At 62.9% G+C, this 15,546-nt stretch carries 15 protein-coding genes; 12 read left to right on the top strand and 3 right to left on the bottom strand.

Going from position 1 to position 15,546, the window contains the following annotated elements:
* Window positions 1-17 precede the first annotated feature (17 nt).
* The 3 genes from tldD (at window position 18) to QQL76_RS11135 (ending at window position 3,312) form a co-directional block, all read left to right on the top strand.
* Window positions 18-1,433: a TldD/PmbA family protein gene (gene tldD / locus QQL76_RS11145; RefSeq protein WP_499207697.1), complete on the top strand. Its 1,416-nt coding sequence runs from the start codon at window positions 18-20 to the stop codon at window positions 1,431-1,433.
* A gap of 16 nt (window positions 1,434-1,449) precedes the next feature.
* Window positions 1,450-2,175 (top strand): NAD-dependent deacylase, encoded by a 726-nt coding sequence (locus QQL76_RS11140; RefSeq protein WP_499207696.1) that lies wholly within the window; start codon window positions 1,450-1,452, stop codon window positions 2,173-2,175.
* Between the two features lie 63 nt (window positions 2,176-2,238).
* Complete coding sequence (locus QQL76_RS11135) at window positions 2,239-3,312, top strand: polysaccharide deacetylase family protein (protein ID WP_499207695.1); 1,074 nt, start codon at window positions 2,239-2,241, stop codon at window positions 3,310-3,312.
* Here QQL76_RS11135 and pdxH read toward each other — a convergent pair.
* Window positions 3,295-3,915: a pyridoxal 5'-phosphate synthase gene (pdxH, locus tag QQL76_RS11130; protein ID WP_499207694.1), complete on the bottom strand. Its 621-nt coding sequence runs from the start codon at window positions 3,913-3,915 to the stop codon at window positions 3,295-3,297. The two genes, QQL76_RS11135 and pdxH, sit on opposite strands and share 18 nt — an antisense overlap.
* A gap of 163 nt (window positions 3,916-4,078) precedes the next feature.
* Here pdxH and QQL76_RS11125 point away from each other — a divergent pair, with 163 nt between their 5' ends.
* The 8 genes from QQL76_RS11125 to QQL76_RS11090 all read left to right on the top strand — a co-directional run bounded on the left by QQL76_RS11125 (window position 4,079) and on the right by QQL76_RS11090 (window position 10,668).
* Window positions 4,079-4,405, top strand: a complete 327-nt coding sequence (locus QQL76_RS11125; RefSeq protein WP_499207693.1) for a hypothetical protein — start codon at window positions 4,079-4,081, stop codon at window positions 4,403-4,405.
* 70 nt (window positions 4,406-4,475) lie between these two features.
* Window positions 4,476-5,543 (top strand): DnaJ C-terminal domain-containing protein, encoded by a 1,068-nt coding sequence (locus QQL76_RS11120; protein WP_499207692.1) that lies wholly within the window; start codon window positions 4,476-4,478, stop codon window positions 5,541-5,543.
* Between the two features lie 98 nt (window positions 5,544-5,641).
* The gene (gene fabI / locus QQL76_RS11115; protein ID WP_499207691.1) at window positions 5,642-6,460 is read left to right on the top strand and encodes an enoyl-[acyl-carrier-protein] reductase FabI; all 819 of its coding nucleotides are present in this window, start codon (window positions 5,642-5,644) and stop codon (window positions 6,458-6,460) included.
* 25 nt (window positions 6,461-6,485) lie between these two features.
* The gene (locus QQL76_RS11110; RefSeq protein WP_499207690.1) at window positions 6,486-7,085 is read left to right on the top strand and encodes a histidine phosphatase family protein; all 600 of its coding nucleotides are present in this window, start codon (window positions 6,486-6,488) and stop codon (window positions 7,083-7,085) included.
* A 111-nt stretch (window positions 7,086-7,196) separates the two neighbouring features.
* On the top strand, window positions 7,197-8,309 hold the full coding sequence (gene aroC, locus QQL76_RS11105; RefSeq protein ID WP_499207689.1) for a chorismate synthase: 1,113 nt from the start codon (window positions 7,197-7,199) through the stop codon (window positions 8,307-8,309).
* A 49-nt stretch (window positions 8,310-8,358) separates the two neighbouring features.
* Window positions 8,359-9,456, top strand: a complete 1,098-nt coding sequence (ribB, locus tag QQL76_RS11100; protein ID WP_126011144.1) for a 3,4-dihydroxy-2-butanone-4-phosphate synthase — start codon at window positions 8,359-8,361, stop codon at window positions 9,454-9,456.
* 22 nt (window positions 9,457-9,478) lie between these two features.
* Window positions 9,479-10,408: a histone deacetylase family protein gene (locus tag QQL76_RS11095; RefSeq protein ID WP_499207688.1), complete on the top strand. Its 930-nt coding sequence runs from the start codon at window positions 9,479-9,481 to the stop codon at window positions 10,406-10,408.
* Window positions 10,405-10,668, top strand: coding sequence for an exodeoxyribonuclease VII small subunit (locus QQL76_RS11090; protein ID WP_499207687.1), 264 nt, complete (start codon window positions 10,405-10,407; stop codon window positions 10,666-10,668). Before QQL76_RS11095 ends, QQL76_RS11090 begins: the two co-directional genes overlap by 4 nt.
* Window positions 10,669-10,688: 20 nt before the next feature.
* Here the strand turns inward: QQL76_RS11090 and QQL76_RS11085 are convergent, their stop codons facing one another.
* Window positions 10,689-12,206, bottom strand: a complete 1,518-nt coding sequence (locus QQL76_RS11085; protein WP_499207686.1) for a putative bifunctional diguanylate cyclase/phosphodiesterase — start codon at window positions 12,204-12,206, stop codon at window positions 10,689-10,691.
* Window positions 12,207-12,606: 400 nt separating this feature from the next.
* On the opposite strand from QQL76_RS11085, the gene dxs reads away from it, so the two are divergent.
* Window positions 12,607-14,541, top strand: coding sequence for a 1-deoxy-D-xylulose-5-phosphate synthase (dxs, locus tag QQL76_RS11080; RefSeq protein ID WP_499207685.1), 1,935 nt, complete (start codon window positions 12,607-12,609; stop codon window positions 14,539-14,541).
* A 22-nt stretch (window positions 14,542-14,563) separates the two neighbouring features.
* Here the strand turns inward: dxs and QQL76_RS11075 are convergent, their stop codons facing one another.
* Window positions 14,564-15,520, bottom strand: coding sequence for a sensor histidine kinase (locus tag QQL76_RS11075; RefSeq protein ID WP_499207684.1), 957 nt, complete (start codon window positions 15,518-15,520; stop codon window positions 14,564-14,566).
* Window positions 15,521-15,546 lie beyond the last annotated feature (26 nt).

Raw genomic sequence — 15,546 nt, 5'->3', positions numbered from 1 at the left:
CGTCCGGGAGCCTCTTCGTGACCGATCAATTGCTCGACAAGTTCGATATCTCCGCAGCCTCGATCGAGCGGATCGTGTCCGACACGCTGCGCGGCGCAGACGATGGCGAACTCTTCCTCGAATACCGCCAGTCCGAAGGGCTCCTCTTCGACAATGGCCGGTTGAAGAGCGGTACATTCAACACCGATCAAGGCTTCGGATTGCGGGCCGTGGCGGGTGAGGCCATCGGTTATGCCCATGCGGGCGAACTGTCCGAGGCTGCGCTCAAACGTGCAGCCGATGCGGTTTCGGCCGTGACCGTAGGGCATTCTGGCAGCTATGCGGCGGCTCCGCAGCGCACTAATCGCAGCCTTTATGGTGAGGAGAACCCGATCGGCCAGCCCGATTTCGAGCAGAAGGTGAAGCTCCTGCAGGAAATCGATGCCTATGTGCGCGCCAGGGATCCCAAGGTTCGGCAGGTAACCGTGTCACTCGGCGCGAGCTGGCAGGTGGTGGAAATCATCCGCGCCGATGGCGAGCGGCGGCGTGACGTGCGACCGCTGACCCGAGTGAACGTCTCAGTCGTCGTTGGCGATGGCGACCGCCAGGAGAGCGGCAGCTTCGGAATGGGCGGCCGGCACGGCTTTGGCGATTTCGTCGTGGCCGAGAACTGGCGCAGCGGCGCCGACGAGGCTCTTCGCCAGGCTCTCGTCAATCTCGAAGCGCGCCCTGCTCCGGCCGGGACGATGGACGTCGTGCTCGGCAATGGCTGGCCGGGCGTGATGCTGCATGAAGCCGTCGGCCACGGGCTCGAAGGCGACTTCAACCGCAAGAAGACCTCGGCGTTTGCCGGGCTTCTCGGCGAACAGGTCGCCGCCAAAGGCGTCACGGTGGTGGATGACGGGACGATCGGCGAACGCCGCGGCTCGATCACCATCGACGACGAAGGCACGCCGTCCGCCTACAATGTCCTTATCGAGGATGGGAAGCTCGTCGGCTACATGCAGGATCGTCAGAACGCCCGGCTGATGGGCATGAAGCCGACCGGCAATGGTCGTCGCGAAAGCCACAGCCATGCACCGATGCCCCGCATGACGAACACCTACATGCTCGGCGGCCAGCACACGCCGGAAGAAATGATCGCTTCGGTGAAAAAGGGCATCTACGCTGTCTCCTTCGGTGGCGGACAGGTGGACATCACCTCCGGCAAGTTCGTCTTCGGCTGCACCGAGGCTTACATGATCGAGGACGGAAAGATCGGTCACCCCATCAAGGGTGCGATGCTGATCGGCAACGGACCCGACGCGATGAAGCGCATTTCCATGATCGGCAACGATCCCAAGCTCGACACCGGTGTCGGCAATTGCGGCAAGGCGGGCCAGTGGGTGCCCGTCGGCGTCGGCCAGCCACACCTGAAGATGGAGCAGACCACGGTCGGCGGCACCGAAGCCTGACTGGACAACGTCGGCAATGGCGTTTCGCCCCTCCTCCATCGTCATCCTTACCGGCGCCGGCATTTCGGCCGAATCGGGCGTGGCGACATTCCGGGACAAGGGCGGCATCTGGTCGAGGGTACGCATCGAGGATGTGGCAACACCGCAGGCCTTTGCCCGCGACCCGGATCGGGTTCACGATTTCTACAACGAGCGGCGTGCCGGGCTGGACAGCGTCGCGCCCAATGCCGCGCATCTCGCGCTCGCGCGGCTTGAGCAGGAATTCTCGGGTGACTTCCTGCTTGTCACCCAGAACATCGACGATCTGCATGAGCGCGCCGGCAGCCGGAAGCTGATGCACATGCATGGCGAACTTGCAAAGGCGCTCTGCCTCCACTGCGGGCAGCGCCACCCTTGGCGTGGAGAGATGGACACGCTGACGCCCTGCCCCTCCTGCAGCATGGGTGGTGGAATGCGCCCCGACGTCGTCTGGTTCGGCGAGATGCCTTATGAGATGGAGAGGATTTGCGACCGTCTCCAGGCAGCCGACCTCTTCGTGTCGATCGGCACGAGCGGCACCGTCTATCCCGCCGCCGGTTTCGTGGAAGAAGCACGCAGCGCCGGCGCACTGACCGTCGAGCTCAACCTCGAGCCCTCCGCCGGGCATTCGCGCTTTCATCGCTCCGAAACCGGAACGGCGTCTATGCTCGTGCCCGCCTTTGTCGACAGTCTGCTTGCGGGAACGATCTTCAACAAAGATTAATGTCCATCCCCTAACACTCGAAGCTGAATGCAGCACGATCGGCGTTGGGGGATCGAGGGCGGCGTGGGGACGACACTCGCCAGACATGGCCTGGGAAAAGCTGCGGTCGCCGCAGCGCTGGAGACGTTTCACCTCGCCTCCCGCGCAGGCATCGGCCGCTCCAAGCGCCCCCGTGCGCTGATTTTCACGCTTCATCATGTGCGCCCGGCTGTACGCGCACCGTTTGCGCCGAACGCGCATCTGGAAGTGACGCCTGAATTTCTCGACGTCGCCTTGTCTTCCCTGATCGCGGACGGCTTCAAGCCGGTGCGGCTGGAAGATCTTCCCGATCACGTGCGGGACGGCAATGCGAGCGACAGTTATTTCGCCTTCACGCTGGACGACGGCTATCGCAACAATCGCGACCACGCGCTTCCCGTCTTCAAACGGCACAACGTGCCTCACACGATCTTCGTGACTCGTGGGTTTGTTGAGCGCACCCATTCCGCCTGGTGGGAAACGGCGGCGACGCTGCTTGGCAACCAGAACTCGCTGACCTTTGATTTCGGCAGCGGGCTGGAGACACTCTCCACGACGACGATCGCGTTGAAGTCACTCGCCTTTGCGCGGCTTGCCGCTGCAATTCGATCCGGCCATCAGGATGAGCGCATTCAGGTGTTGGACATCGTTGCCCGGGACGCCGGGCTCGAGCCACTGGACTTCATCGAAAGCGAGATCATGGACAGTGCCGAACTGGCGGCTCTCACTGATTCTGAAGCGCTGGTTTCGCTGGGCGCCCACAGTCTTACCCATCCGAGCCTAGCGCATGTCACGCTGGAGCGTCTTCACGCAGAGCTGAGCGGCTCTGCAGATTATATCGGCGAGATCACCGGCAAGCGCCCGGCGACATTTGCCTATCCCTATGGCAGCGTCTGCGCAGCGGGACCACGGGAATTCACAGCCTCCGGGACGGCAGGCTTCAAGCTCGCGGTGACGACCCAGCCCGGCGTGATCGACGCTGCCGGACTGACACTTTCACCGTTCAGCCTGCCGCGCATTTCGCTCAACGGTCACTTTCAGCGAGCGCGCTATGTCCGTGCGCTCGCTTCCGGATTGCCGTTCCGCATGATGAAACGCCGCTCAGGGATAGAGGCGTAGGCGATCCCAGGCTGCGCCCTCGTCCTGGCGCGTGAACTTGATGCGGTCGTGCAGGCGAAACGCGCCGTCCTTCCAGAACTCGATCGCGACCGGCTTGATGCGAAAGCCAGACCAGTGGGGTGGGCGCGGAATGGTTTCGTCGCCATAGCGTGCGGTCAGGTCGGCCACTGCCTTTTCCAGGGTCGCCCGGTCGTCCAGCGGTCGCGACTGCGCGGAAGCCCAGGCGCCGATCTGGCTGCCTCGGGGACGCGATGTGTAATAGGCGTCCGCCTCCGCCTCTGTCACGATTTCGACCGGTCCGCGAACGCGAACCTGCCGGCGCAACGACTTCCAGTGGAAACACATGGCGGCCTTCATGGTCGCCTGGATCTGCGAGCCCTTGGCGCTTTCGAAATTCGTGTAGAAAACGAAGCCGCGATCATCGAAGCCCTTGAGCAGAACCATCCGCACATCCGGCAGACCGTCGGTGTCGACCGTCGCCAGTGCCGTCGCCGTCGGATCGTTGACTTCGCTCGCCACGGCTTCTTCCAGCCAGCCCGCGAACAGAGCGATGGGGTCCGTCGCCTCGGTGAAGTTACCTTGAGTTAAGGATGTATCGCTCATTGTGGATTCAGATGCGCCTTCCGTTTTCAATTGCGTCGACCATATGGTGCCCATCCTGCACAAGTCCATGACATTGCGCGACCGTTTCACCCTTGCATGCAGAGCCATGTGTGTCGGCATCCCGACCCTCGCACTCAGTGGATGTATCGGGACGGACGTGGACATGGCGCTTGGCGTCGATCACACCGTGACCGGCTCCATCAACAGGCCGGCCGGTCCAATCGCCGGCAGCGACGACGCGGCCCTCATAGCGGCCGTCGCCGATATCGACCTTGCCCGCACGCCGGACGGACCCTTTGCCTGGGCCAATCCTTCCACGGGAACGACAGGCGTCATCGGCTATGTAGCTGAAGAACAGCGAGACGATGCCACCTGCCGCCGGTTTTCCACGACACGTCGCGACGTGTTCGGACGTCGGCAGTTCCAGGGTCTCGGCTGCAGCAATGACGGCGAACGCTGGCAGATCGTCAATCTCTCGCCTGGAACATGAAAAAATCGGCATAAACCCTCAATTAGCAATCTCTTCCTAGACTGCATCTCGGTCCATGGAAGAATCGGTCATGCGTAATCCGTATTTTATACTCGGCGTTCAGCCCGATGCCGGCAAAGACGAGATCAAGAGCGCCTTCCGCCGGCTCGCCATGGCGTTTCATCCGGACCAGAATCCCGGTGATTTCGGCGCGCAGGAGCGCTTCTCGGAAATCAACGCGGCCTACCAAATCCTAGGCAATCCAGACCGGCGTCGCGAATTCGATGAAGGGCTTATCGATGCGCGCGGCCGCAGGCGGCCAGCCAGCGCGGCAGGGAAGCGAACAGCCGACCCGTTTGCCGCATCCGATATCAACCGCCGCCGTCCGGAGCCGCAGGAGCGGCCCGAGGATGTTGCTGAACGCATCTTCGGCGAGGCCTTTCAGCAGGCCAAGCCCGCCGCCGACGCTGCACGGGCGGCGGGGCGCGCGACCATCAATGATGCGCCTGGGATCGATGACGTACCGGTGGACGGTGCGCCTGCCGAGCCGCGCACGGAAAAAGCCAATCCCGCCAAGCCTCAGCGCAGCTGGTCGCTCTTCGATCGCGCGTTGAAGCCGCTTTTCGGCCTGATCACCCCACGCGACGAAACAGGGGCGAGCGACACGCATGTGCGGCTCGAGGTTCCTCTGGCCACGATCATGAATGGTGGCGAGCACGAGGTGCGGCGCGGCGATGGGTCGACGGTTTCGGTCAAGGTGCCGCGCGGCGCACTCCAGGGCGAGATCGTCCGTGTTTCGGGACAGGGCAGCGGGGCGGATGCGGGCTCGCGCGGCGATCTCTGCGTCGCGATCGTTTACGAAAAGGACGCGCGCTTCCGCAGCGAAGGGCGCGATCTGGTTCTGGCAGTGCCACTCACCCTGGACCAGGCGGTTTTCGGCGCGACGCTGACCGTGGAAAGCCTCGACGGACCGACGCCGATCAAGGTTGATCCGTGGTCGGATTCGGCCGCCAGCATTCGCGTGGCTGGCAGGGGCTTGCCCACCAGCGGCGGTGCGCGCGGCGATCTCGTGTGCGAATTGCGGCTGATGCTGCCGGCCGAAACGGATGAAAAGCTCACCGATCTTCTGCGCATGCAGCGCGGCGCCTGGTTCGTCTGAAGAGCGAAAACCGCCCCGGGATAGCGTTCAGGTCTCCCTTGAACCATCGGAAGGCCTGTGCAATAGGCTCTCGCACTTGGAAAGCCGAGGAGAGAGACATGGATCAGGCAACGGGGCTGATGCGCGGCAAGCGCGGCATCATCATGGGCCTCGCCAACAACCGCTCGATTGCCTGGGGCATTGCGAAGACCTTGGCAGAAAACGGTGCGGAAATCGCACTCACCTACCAGGGCGACGCGCTGCGCAAGCGGGTCGAGCCCCTGGCGGCAGAGCTTGGCGCGATCGTCGCCGGCCATTGCGATGTTGCCGATGAAGAGACGATCGATGCCGTCTTCGCCGAAGTCGAGCGCCAGTGGGGCAAGATCGACTTCGTCGTGCACGCCATCGCGTTCTCCGACAAGGACGAGCTGACGGGACGCTATCTTGAGACGTCGCGCACGAACTTCATGCGCACGATGGATATTTCGGTCTATTCGCTGACCGCCGTGACCAAGCGCGCCGAGAAGATCATGAACGACGGCGGCTCGGTGGTGACACTCACCTATTACGGCGCCGAGAAGGTCATGCCGCACTACAACGTCATGGGTGTCGCCAAGGCGGCGCTCGAGGCGAGTGTGCGCTATCTCGCCGTCGATCTCGGCAATCGCGGCATCCGCGTCAACGCCATTTCGGCGGGCCCGATCAAGACGCTCGCGGCCTCAGGCATTGGTGATTTCCGCTACATTCTCAAGTGGAACGAGTACAATGCTCCACTGAAGCGGACGGTCACGATCGAGGAAGTCGGGCGCTCGGCGCTTTACCTCCTTTCGGACCTCTCGACCGCTGTCACGGGCGAGATCCACCATGTCGACATGGGGTATCACACCGTCGGCATGAAGGCGGTCGATGCGCCGGATATTTCGGTCGTCAAGGACTGAGCATCCCCTTCCACGAGGCCGTGACGTGCTGATTTATGCCATCCGCCACGGCCAGACGGACTGGAATGCCGAAGATCGCTTCCAGGGCGCGCGCGACATTCCGCTGAACGATATCGGGCGCGGTCAGGCCCGCGTGAACGGCCGCCTGCTTGCCCAGGAACTGGGAAGCACGATCACCGAGTTCGATTTCGTGGCAAGCCCGCTTGGGCGGACCCGCGAGACGATGGAGCTGATCCGCGCCGAAATCGGCCTGCCGGTCGCGGATTACCGGACCGACGATCGCATCATCGAAGTGTGCTTCGGCGACTGGGAAACGCGCACGCTCGAGGAACTCTCGCTCGATCAGCCCGACGCGGTCGCAAAGCGCGAAGCCGACAAATGGCATTTCATTCCGCCCGGAAACGATGCCGAGAGCTATGAGATCCTCTCCTGGCGCGTTGCATCCTGGCTTTCGACCGTGGATCGGCCGACGATCTGCGTCTGCCATGGTGGGGTCATTCGCTCGCTGTTCAAGCTGGTTGGCCAGTTGCCTGCCGAGGATGCCGTGGTCATGCCGGTGCACCAGGATCGCATCGTGCTCATCAAGGACGGTTCCGCGTCCTGGCTGCCCGTCGCCGGTGATTGACGCTGCGGCACCCGCCCTGCCCCCCATTTGCCATGCGTCCGACGTTTGCGCATGGACAAGGCTTGCGTTAGATCAGGCTCCGCTTTCACTTGAGATGCACCCAGGCACCCCATGTCGCACAACACTTTCGGCCATCTTTTCCGCGTGACAACCTTTGGTGAAAGCCATGGTGTGGCGCTTGGGTGCGTGGTCGATGGCTGCCCGCCCGGCATCGCCTTCACGCTGGCCGATCTCCAATACTGGCTCGACAAGCGTAAGCCAGGGCAATCGCGTTTCGTGACGCAGCGTCGTGAAGATGATGTCGTCAAGGTTCTCTCAGGCGTGATGCCGCAGGAAGACGGGTTCACCTATGTGACCACCGGCACGCCGATCGCGCTCGTCATCGAGAACACTGACCAGCGGTCCAAGGATTATTCCGAGATTTCGCGCCAGTATCGGCCCGGCCACGCCGATTATACCTATGACGTCAAATACGGCGTGCGCGACTATCGCGGCGGCGGGCGCTCGTCGGCGCGCGAAACCGCGGCGCGCGTGGCGGCCGGCGGCATCGCCCGCAAGGTGCTTCCCGGTGTGAAGTTCCGTGGCGCGCTCGTGCAGATCGGCGATCGCCCGATCAACCGGCGCAACTGGGACTGGGATTGCGTCGACACCAACCCGTTTTTCGCGCCCGATCCGGAGATCGTGCCGGTGTGGGAAGATTATCTCGACGAGGTGCGCAAAGCCGGCTCGTCGGTCGGCGCCATCATTGAAGTGGTGGCGGAAGGTGTGCCGGCAGGGCTCGGCGCACCGATCTACGCCAAGCTCGACCAGGACATTTGCGCCGGGCTGATGTCGATCAACGCCGTCAAGGGCGTGGAAATCGGCAACGGTTTTCTGGCAGCGACGATCCGCGGCGAAGACAATGCCGACGAAATGCGCATCGGCCCCGATGGCAAGCCGATCTTCCTCTCCAATCATGCCGGCGGCATTCTGGGGGGCATTTCCACAGGCCAGCCGATCGTGGCGCGCTTCGCCGTCAAGCCGACATCGTCGATCCTGAACGAGCGCCGCAGCATCGATGCCGACGGAAACGAAGTCGATATCCGCACCAAGGGTCGCCATGACCCGTGCGTCGGCATCCGCGCCGTTCCGATCGGAGAGGCCATGCTCGCCTGCACGATCGCCGATCACTATCTCAGGGACCGAGGGCAGACCGGCCGGTCGAGACTTGCCGACGACGACTGAAGCCCCTCCGCCACACGAGTTGCGTCCATACGCTTGCTAGGAACACGTCATGCCATACGACCAGAAACGCGTTGTCGAAGCTCTGCGGGCCTTCGAAGCAGGTGAAATCGTCGTCGTCACCGACGATGACGGGCGCGAAAACGAAGGCGACCTGATCGTCGCTGCCGTTCATTGCACGCCCGAGAAGATGGCCTTCATCGTGCGCCACACATCCGGCATCGTCTGCACGCCAATGACGCGCGAAGACGCCAAGCGCTTCAATCTCGGCCCGATGGTTGCTGAAAACGATGCGCCGCACACGACGGCCTTCACCGTCTCGGTGGACTACAAGCACGGCACGACGACGGGGATCTCGGCCGACGACCGGACGCTGACGGCACGCAACCTTGCCAATCCCAATGCCGGTGCGGTCGATTTCGTGCGGCCGGGCCACATTTTCCCGCTCGTTGCACGCGAGGGCGGCGTCTTGATGCGCTCCGGCCACACGGAAGCGGCGGTCGACCTCTGCAAGCTCGCCAATCTGCCGCCCGTCGGCGTCATCTGCGAACTCGTCAATGACGATGGCACCGTCATGCGCGGACCGCAGGTGGCTGCCTTTGCCGACGCAAACGGCCTCAAGCAGGTTTCCGTCGCCGACCTGATCGCCTATCGGCAGCGCAAGGAAACGCTGGTCAAGCAGAACGCCACCTTCCCGATCGAGACGCCGCACGGGCGCGCTGTCGCGCATTCCTATTCCCTTCCCTGGGACCCGATGCATCATCTCGCCATCGTTTTCGGCGACATTCGTGACGGCGAGGACGTGCCAGTGCGGCTCCAGGTCGGATCGGTGCAGGATGTGTTCGGCACGCCTCGCCCGATCGATGCCTATATGCAGCGTATCGCGGCCCACGGGCGCGGCGTGATCGTCTATCTTCGTGAGGGCTCCGTCGGCGTTGGCCAGCAGAATGCGGGACGCGCAGCGCTCGGCACCGAAGAACATGACGAGGCTAAAGCCCGCGAGAACGAATGGCTGGAAATCGGCCTTGGCGCTCAGATCCTGAAGGACCTCGGCATCACGTCGATCCGCCTGCTCGCCTCGCGCGAACGACATTATGTCGGGCTGGAAGGCTTCGGCATCGCCATCACCGAGACCGAAATCTGCTCTTGATCACACCCCGGGGAAGCGCGTCATGACGACCAAGCTTTATACGAGCCCGATCTTCCTGGAGCATCTGGTGCCCGCCGGGCATCCCGAGCGCCCGGATCGCCTGCGGGCCGTGGCTGCTGCTCTGGAGCATGAAAACTTCGATGCGCTTGTGCGCGTCGAGGCGCAACAGGCACCGGAAGAGGCAGTTCTGCTTGCGCATCCGGAGAGCTACCTGAACCGCGTTCGCGGCAGCATCCCCGAAGAAGGCATGACGCAGATCGATGCCGATACCCATGCCAGCCCGCGCAGCCTTGAAGCGGCGTTGACGGCCGTCGGCGCCGCTATGGCCGCTGTCGACGACGTTTTCACCAACAAGGCCGACAACGTCTTCGTCGCGTCTCGCCCGCCCGGCCACCACGCCGAAGCGGACAAGGCAATGGGCTTCTGCCTGTTCAACAATGCCGCTATCGCCGCCCGCCATGCCCAGCGCAAATATGGCTGCGACCGCGTCGCGATCATCGACTGGGACGTCCACCACGGCAACGGCACTCAGGACATCTTCTGGAGCGACCCGTCGGTGCTCTATCTCTCGACGCACCAGATGCCGCTTTATCCCGGCACCGGCGCAGTCGGGGAGACGGGCACAAAGGGCAACATCGTCAATGCGCCACTGTCGCCCAACACGGGTGGCGATCATTTCCGCGAGGCGTTCAAGTCGCGCATCCTGCCGGCGATCGAGGATGCAATGCCCGATCTGATCATCATCTCGGCCGGATTCGACGCGCATCACCGCGATCCGCTGGCGCAGATCAATCTGGTCGCCGACGATTTCGACTGGGCCACTGCAAAACTCATGGAGATTGCCGAACGCCACACCGGCCACCGCATCGTCAGCCTGCTCGAGGGTGGCTATGATCTGGTTGGGCTGGCCGAGTCGGCCGCAACCCATGTCCAGAGACTGATGAGAGGATGACCATGAACGCGCAACCGGATGCCGTCGCCGAGATCGCGGGATTGAGCTTCGAGCAGGCTCTGGCCGAACTGGAGCGCATCGTATCGGATCTGGAACGGGGCGATGTGCCGCTTGACCGCTCGATCGCCATCTATGAGCGCGGCGAAGCGCTCAAGAAGCATTGTGAAACGCTTCTGAAAGCGGCAGAGGATCGTGTCGAAAAGATCAGGCTCGACCGAAACGGCAGGCCGACGGGCGTAGAGCCGCTGGACGACGCCTGACCTTCGCCTAAAGCAGCGCTTCAGGAGGCTTCGGCCAGCATTCCGCCAATTCTTGAAAGATCAATCTGTTCAAGTGGCTGCGGGCGAGCGATCGCGTAGCCCTGGAAGCGATCACAGCCAGCAGCCTTGGCCAGCTGGAAGTCCTCGTCCGTCTCGACACCTTCGGCCACGACCGAGACGCCCTGGATGCGGCCCACTTCCGTCAGTGCCGAGACCAGCACCTGCGCGAGCCTGTCCTTCCCAAGATTGCTGATATAGCTGCGATCGATCTTGATGACGTCGATCGGCAGCGTTTTTAGATAGTTGAAGCCACAATGGCCGGTGCCGAAATCGTCCAGCGCCAAGCGGATGCCCATTTCGCGCAACTTGTTCAGCCGGCGCAGGACGTCCGGGCTCGCCTCTGTCGCCGCAGTTTCGGTGATCTCGAAAACGATGCGATCGGGCGAACACCCCGTCTGCTGCAGCACCTGTTCCGCCATCGTGACGAGATTGTCGCGCTTCAGTTGCTCGCCCGACACGTTGATGCTGACGTTCAGATGGCCGAGGCGAACGAAATCCTGGCAGGCACGGTTAAAGACCCACTCTCCCAGAAGATCGATCAGGGTCGATGATTCCGCGACCGGGATGAATTCGACCGGCGGAATCAGGCCTCGTACCGGATGACGCCAGCGCACCAGCGCCTCAAAGCCTTTGACCTGTGTCTGCGCATCGACCACAGGCTGGTAATGCAGTTCCAGATGATCGAGATAAATCGCGGCCCGAAGTTCACGCTGGAGATAACGGATCCGGCGCCGATCATGCAGCATGGATTCCTCGAACGTCGTTGCCCGTCCACGCCCAGCCGATTTGCTCGCGTAAAGCGCCAGATCCGCATTCTGGAACAGCCCGCTTGCGTCGTGAGCGCGATCGATCGACGTGGCAGTGCCGATCGAGACGCTGAGCGCGATGTCATGGCCTGCGTGGCGGAAGGGCTTGGCGACCAGCCGCAGCAGCGCTGCGGTCTGGCGCGCGATTTCGGTCTCGGACGTGCCGGTGAAAAGCACCGCGAATTCGTCGCCGCCGAGCCGCCCCACCTGCCCCGTCTTGAATTGATAGCGAAGGCAATTGCTGAGGTGAACGAGTGCGGCATCGCCCGCCGGGTGTCCCAGCGTGTCGTTCAGTTGCTTGAAATGATCGATGTCGATCAGCATCAGCGTGACGGGCACATCGGTCCTGCGAACGGCCTGATCGAGACATTCCATAAAATGTCGGCGCGCCAGGGCGCCGGTCATGACATCGCTTTCCATCATGCGCTGCCGCTCGCCATCGGCGATGTGGGCGTGCTCAAGCTTTCGGTAGACACCGCGCCTGGCATGATGGAGCGTGAACATGGAAAACCCGACTGCCGCCATCGCAGCTGCGGATGTCGCGACGATGGAACCTGTGGCATCCGCTGACAGGGCGATGGCGGATGTGGCCGTCAGCGCCCCCACAAGCGAACATTGCGACACCAGATAGGATCGACGGCTCTGGCGTTGGATCGTTGCTATCAGTCCCATTGCGTCGGTCAGGCCCCGTTTAACTCAGCCTGTTCCTGCCTATCGCCCAGATGTTAAGGCACGGTTGAAATTCAGTATTTTCGCAAAGGCCAACCGATGGAGCCTGGCGGCGAGCGTCTGTCAGCTCGCCTGCTTGCCCGTCCGTTCGACCTCTTTCGACATGGCTTCCCGCACATTTCATGCCGGCCGGGGGTGCAAGTTTCGCCTTGCCTCGCCATATCTGGTGATACATCGCCCGGGTGTCCAAAGGACACATCCATAGGGCGCAGGCGGAATTCATCCCTTTGCCACAGCGGCGACATTGGATAGGAACAACCTTTACCCGATCGGTCGCGGCGAGACGGACCGAAACGACAACACCGGACACGGCCCAAAAGAAGCCGTGCGGAACGAGGCCAGCGTGACGCAACTTCCCCACACCGCGAAACCGGAAACTCCGCTGCTTGACCGCGTGACGTGGCCAGCGGACCTCAAGGCGATCGACGATCGGCAGATGCCGCAGCTTGCCAAGGAGCTGCGCGCCGAAATGGTCGATGCCGTTTCGGTCACGGGGGGACATCTCGGTGCCGGCTTGGGCGTGGTGGAGCTGACCCTTGCCATCCACAAGGTGTTCGACACGCCGGAAGACCGGCTGATCTTCGATGTCGGCCACCAGTGCTATCCGCACAAGATCATCACAGGCCGGCGTGACCGCATCCGCACGCTGCGCCAGGAAGACGGACTGTCCGGATTCACCAAGCGGGACGAAAGCGTCTATGACCCCTTCGGGGCCGCACACTCCTCGACGTCCATTTCCGCCGGCCTCGGCATGGCGGTCGCCAGCGACCTGACGGGCAAGAAGCGGCACGTCATCGCCGTCATCGGCGACGGCGCGCTGTCAGCCGGCATGGCCTATGAGGCGCTGAACAATGCCGGCGCACTCGATGCGCGGCTCATCGTCATCCTCAACGACAACGACATGTCGATCGCACCGCCGACCGGCGCCATGAGCGCCTATCTGGCGCGTCTGGCATCGGGCCGGACCTATATGGGCATCCGCGAATTCGGCAAGAAGCTGACGGCCTATCTCGGCCGATCTGTCGACCGCGCGATCACGCGCGCCGTGGAGCATGCGCGCGGCTACGTGACCGGCGGGACGCTGTTCGAGGAGATGGGCTTCTATCACATCGGGCCGATCGACGGGCATTCGTTCGACCACCTGCTCCCCGTTCTGCGCAATGTGCGCGACAATGGGCGCGGGCCGGTACTCATCCACGTCGTCACCCAGAAAGGCAAAGGCTACCCGCCGGCCGAGGCTGCTGCCGACAAGTACCACGGTGTTTCCAAGTTCGATGTAATCACCGGCACGCAGGCGAAGGCCAAGCCGAACGCACCGAGCTACACGAACGTCTTTGCCGACGCCCTGATCGGCGAAGCACGCCAGGACGACCGGATCGTCGCGGTGACCGCTGCCATGCCGGACGGCACAGGCCTCGGCAAGTTCGCCAAGGAATTTGCGGCACGCACCTTCGATGTCGGGATTGCCGAGCAGCATGCCGTGACCTTCGCGGCCGGTATGGCGACGGAGGGGCTGAAGCCGTTCGTGGCGATTTACTCGACCTTCCTGCAGCGCGGCTACGACCAGGTCGTGCACGATGTGGCGATCCAGAACCTGCCCGTCCGCTTCGCCATCGATCGCGCCGGCTTTGTCGGTGCCGATGGGGCGACGCATGCGGGTTCGTTCGACACCACCTATCTGGCCACCCTGCCCGGCTTCGTCGTCATGGCGCCGGCGGACGAAGCCGAGCTCAAGCACATGGTGCGCACGGCTGCCGCCTATGACGATGGCCCGATCGCGTTCCGCTATCCACGCGGCGAAGGTGTCGGTATCGAGATGCCGGAGCGCGGCGAGATCCTGCCGATCGGCAAGGGCCGCATCGTCAAGCAGGGCACGAAGGTCGCGCTTCTCTCATTCGGCACACGGCTTGCCGATGCGCTGCTTGCAGCGGAAGACCTCGATGCGGCAGGCTTGTCGACAACGGTTGCCGATGCTCGTTTCTGCAAGCCGCTGGACGAGGGGATGATCGCGGAACTCGCTGCCACGCACGAGGTGCTGATCACGATCGAGGAGGGAGCAGTCGGCGGCTTCGGCTCCCACGTGCTGCACTATCTCTCGAACGAAGGCCTGCTCGACAATGGGCTGAAGGTGCGTTCGCTCGTGATGCCCGACATCTTCATGGACCAGGCAAAGCCCGAAATCATGGTCGCCAAGGCAGGCCTCGACCGCAAGGGCATCGTGGACACAGTCTTCCGGGCGCTCGAACAGCACGGCGTCGAGCTTCCGGCAAAGGCCTGAACGGCGTTACCAATCAGTCCGATCAGGCTTTGCGGCCATCGATGCGAAAGGCGAGGCTGGAAACGGCGCCGCCATCATTGTGATAGCTGAACTGGCCGCCGATCTGCTGGGCCAGCGATACCACGATGCGCATGCCGAGATTGCGCGACGTGTCCGGCTTGAACGCCTCGGGCCAGCCGGGACCGTCATCGCTGACCCGCAGCAGGAAGGAGCCCGACGCGGCGTCGACTTCCGACAATTCAACGTGGATGCGGCCTTGGCGCTTGTCTGCGAATGCGTGCTCGATGGAATTCGAGATCAGTTCCGTCGCGATGAGGCCGAGCGGAACCGCCATGTCCGAAGACACGTCGATCGCAGCCACGTCGGCATGATAGGTGACATGGCGTGCATCCATCGCTTCGAGGATATCCGGGCCCAGCGCCTTGAGATAGGCCGCAAAATCGAGGGTCTGATGGGCGGGATCATAAAGATCGCGCTGCATGCGAGCGACGAGATTGACCCGCGTCGCGGCCTGGGCAAGCGCGGTTGCAGCCTCACCTTCGGGTAATGCACGCTTCTGCGCGTTCAGCAGCGCGCTGACGACAGCAAGGTTGTTGGAAACGCGGTGTTGCATTTCCTTGAAGAGAACATCGCGCTCTTCCGCATGACGGTGCGATACCATCTGCTCGCGCTTCAATCGATCGAGCGCCACATGCATCCAGTGAATCAAAAGAATATCCACCGTGACAATGGCCACGAAGAAGCCGAGTGCGACGATCGCCGGTCCGTTGAGCTCGAAGGTCCCCGCAGGCGCGATGAAGAAGTACCAGGCCGCAAAAAAGGACGCGATGCCGACAGCAATGCCGGGTGCAAGCCCCACGAAGAACGTCGTGAGAATCACAGCAGGAAAAAACGTCAGATATGGAAACCCAGGGGGCAGCCGCGCGTCGAGCCAAAGCCGTGCGGCCAATGCGAGGGCGAATGCGATGATGGCGAACAACCAACGCTTTGCAGGGCTCACCCGAA

Source organism: Rhizobium albus (genome assembly GCA_030160035.1).
Taxonomy (GTDB): domain Bacteria; phylum Pseudomonadota; class Alphaproteobacteria; order Rhizobiales; family Rhizobiaceae; genus Georhizobium; species Georhizobium albus.
This window is presented reverse-complemented; position numbering and strand designations above follow the sequence as displayed.

What these genes read in the sequence shown, in the direction of transcription:
- QQL76_RS11140 (WP_499207696.1), top strand. Translation starts at nt 1,450, where the DNA reads ATGGCGTTTCGCCCCTCCTCCATCGTCATCCTTACCGGCGCCGGCATT.
- pdxH (WP_499207694.1), bottom strand. Translation starts at nt 3,915, where the DNA reads ATGAGCGATACATCCTTAACTCAAGGTAACTTCACCGAGGCGACGGAC.
- QQL76_RS11125 (WP_499207693.1), top strand. Translation starts at nt 4,079, where the DNA reads ATGGCGCTTGGCGTCGATCACACCGTGACCGGCTCCATCAACAGGCCG.
- QQL76_RS11120 (WP_499207692.1), top strand. Translation starts at nt 4,476, where the DNA reads ATGCGTAATCCGTATTTTATACTCGGCGTTCAGCCCGATGCCGGCAAA.
- fabI (WP_499207691.1), top strand. Translation starts at nt 5,642, where the DNA reads ATGGATCAGGCAACGGGGCTGATGCGCGGCAAGCGCGGCATCATCATG.
- aroC (WP_499207689.1), top strand. Translation starts at nt 7,197, where the DNA reads ATGTCGCACAACACTTTCGGCCATCTTTTCCGCGTGACAACCTTTGGT.
- ribB (WP_126011144.1), top strand. Translation starts at nt 8,359, where the DNA reads ATGCCATACGACCAGAAACGCGTTGTCGAAGCTCTGCGGGCCTTCGAA.
- QQL76_RS11095 (WP_499207688.1), top strand. Translation starts at nt 9,479, where the DNA reads ATGACGACCAAGCTTTATACGAGCCCGATCTTCCTGGAGCATCTGGTG.
- QQL76_RS11090 (WP_499207687.1), top strand. Translation starts at nt 10,405, where the DNA reads ATGACCATGAACGCGCAACCGGATGCCGTCGCCGAGATCGCGGGATTG.
- QQL76_RS11085 (WP_499207686.1), bottom strand. Translation starts at nt 12,206, where the DNA reads ATGGGACTGATAGCAACGATCCAACGCCAGAGCCGTCGATCCTATCTG.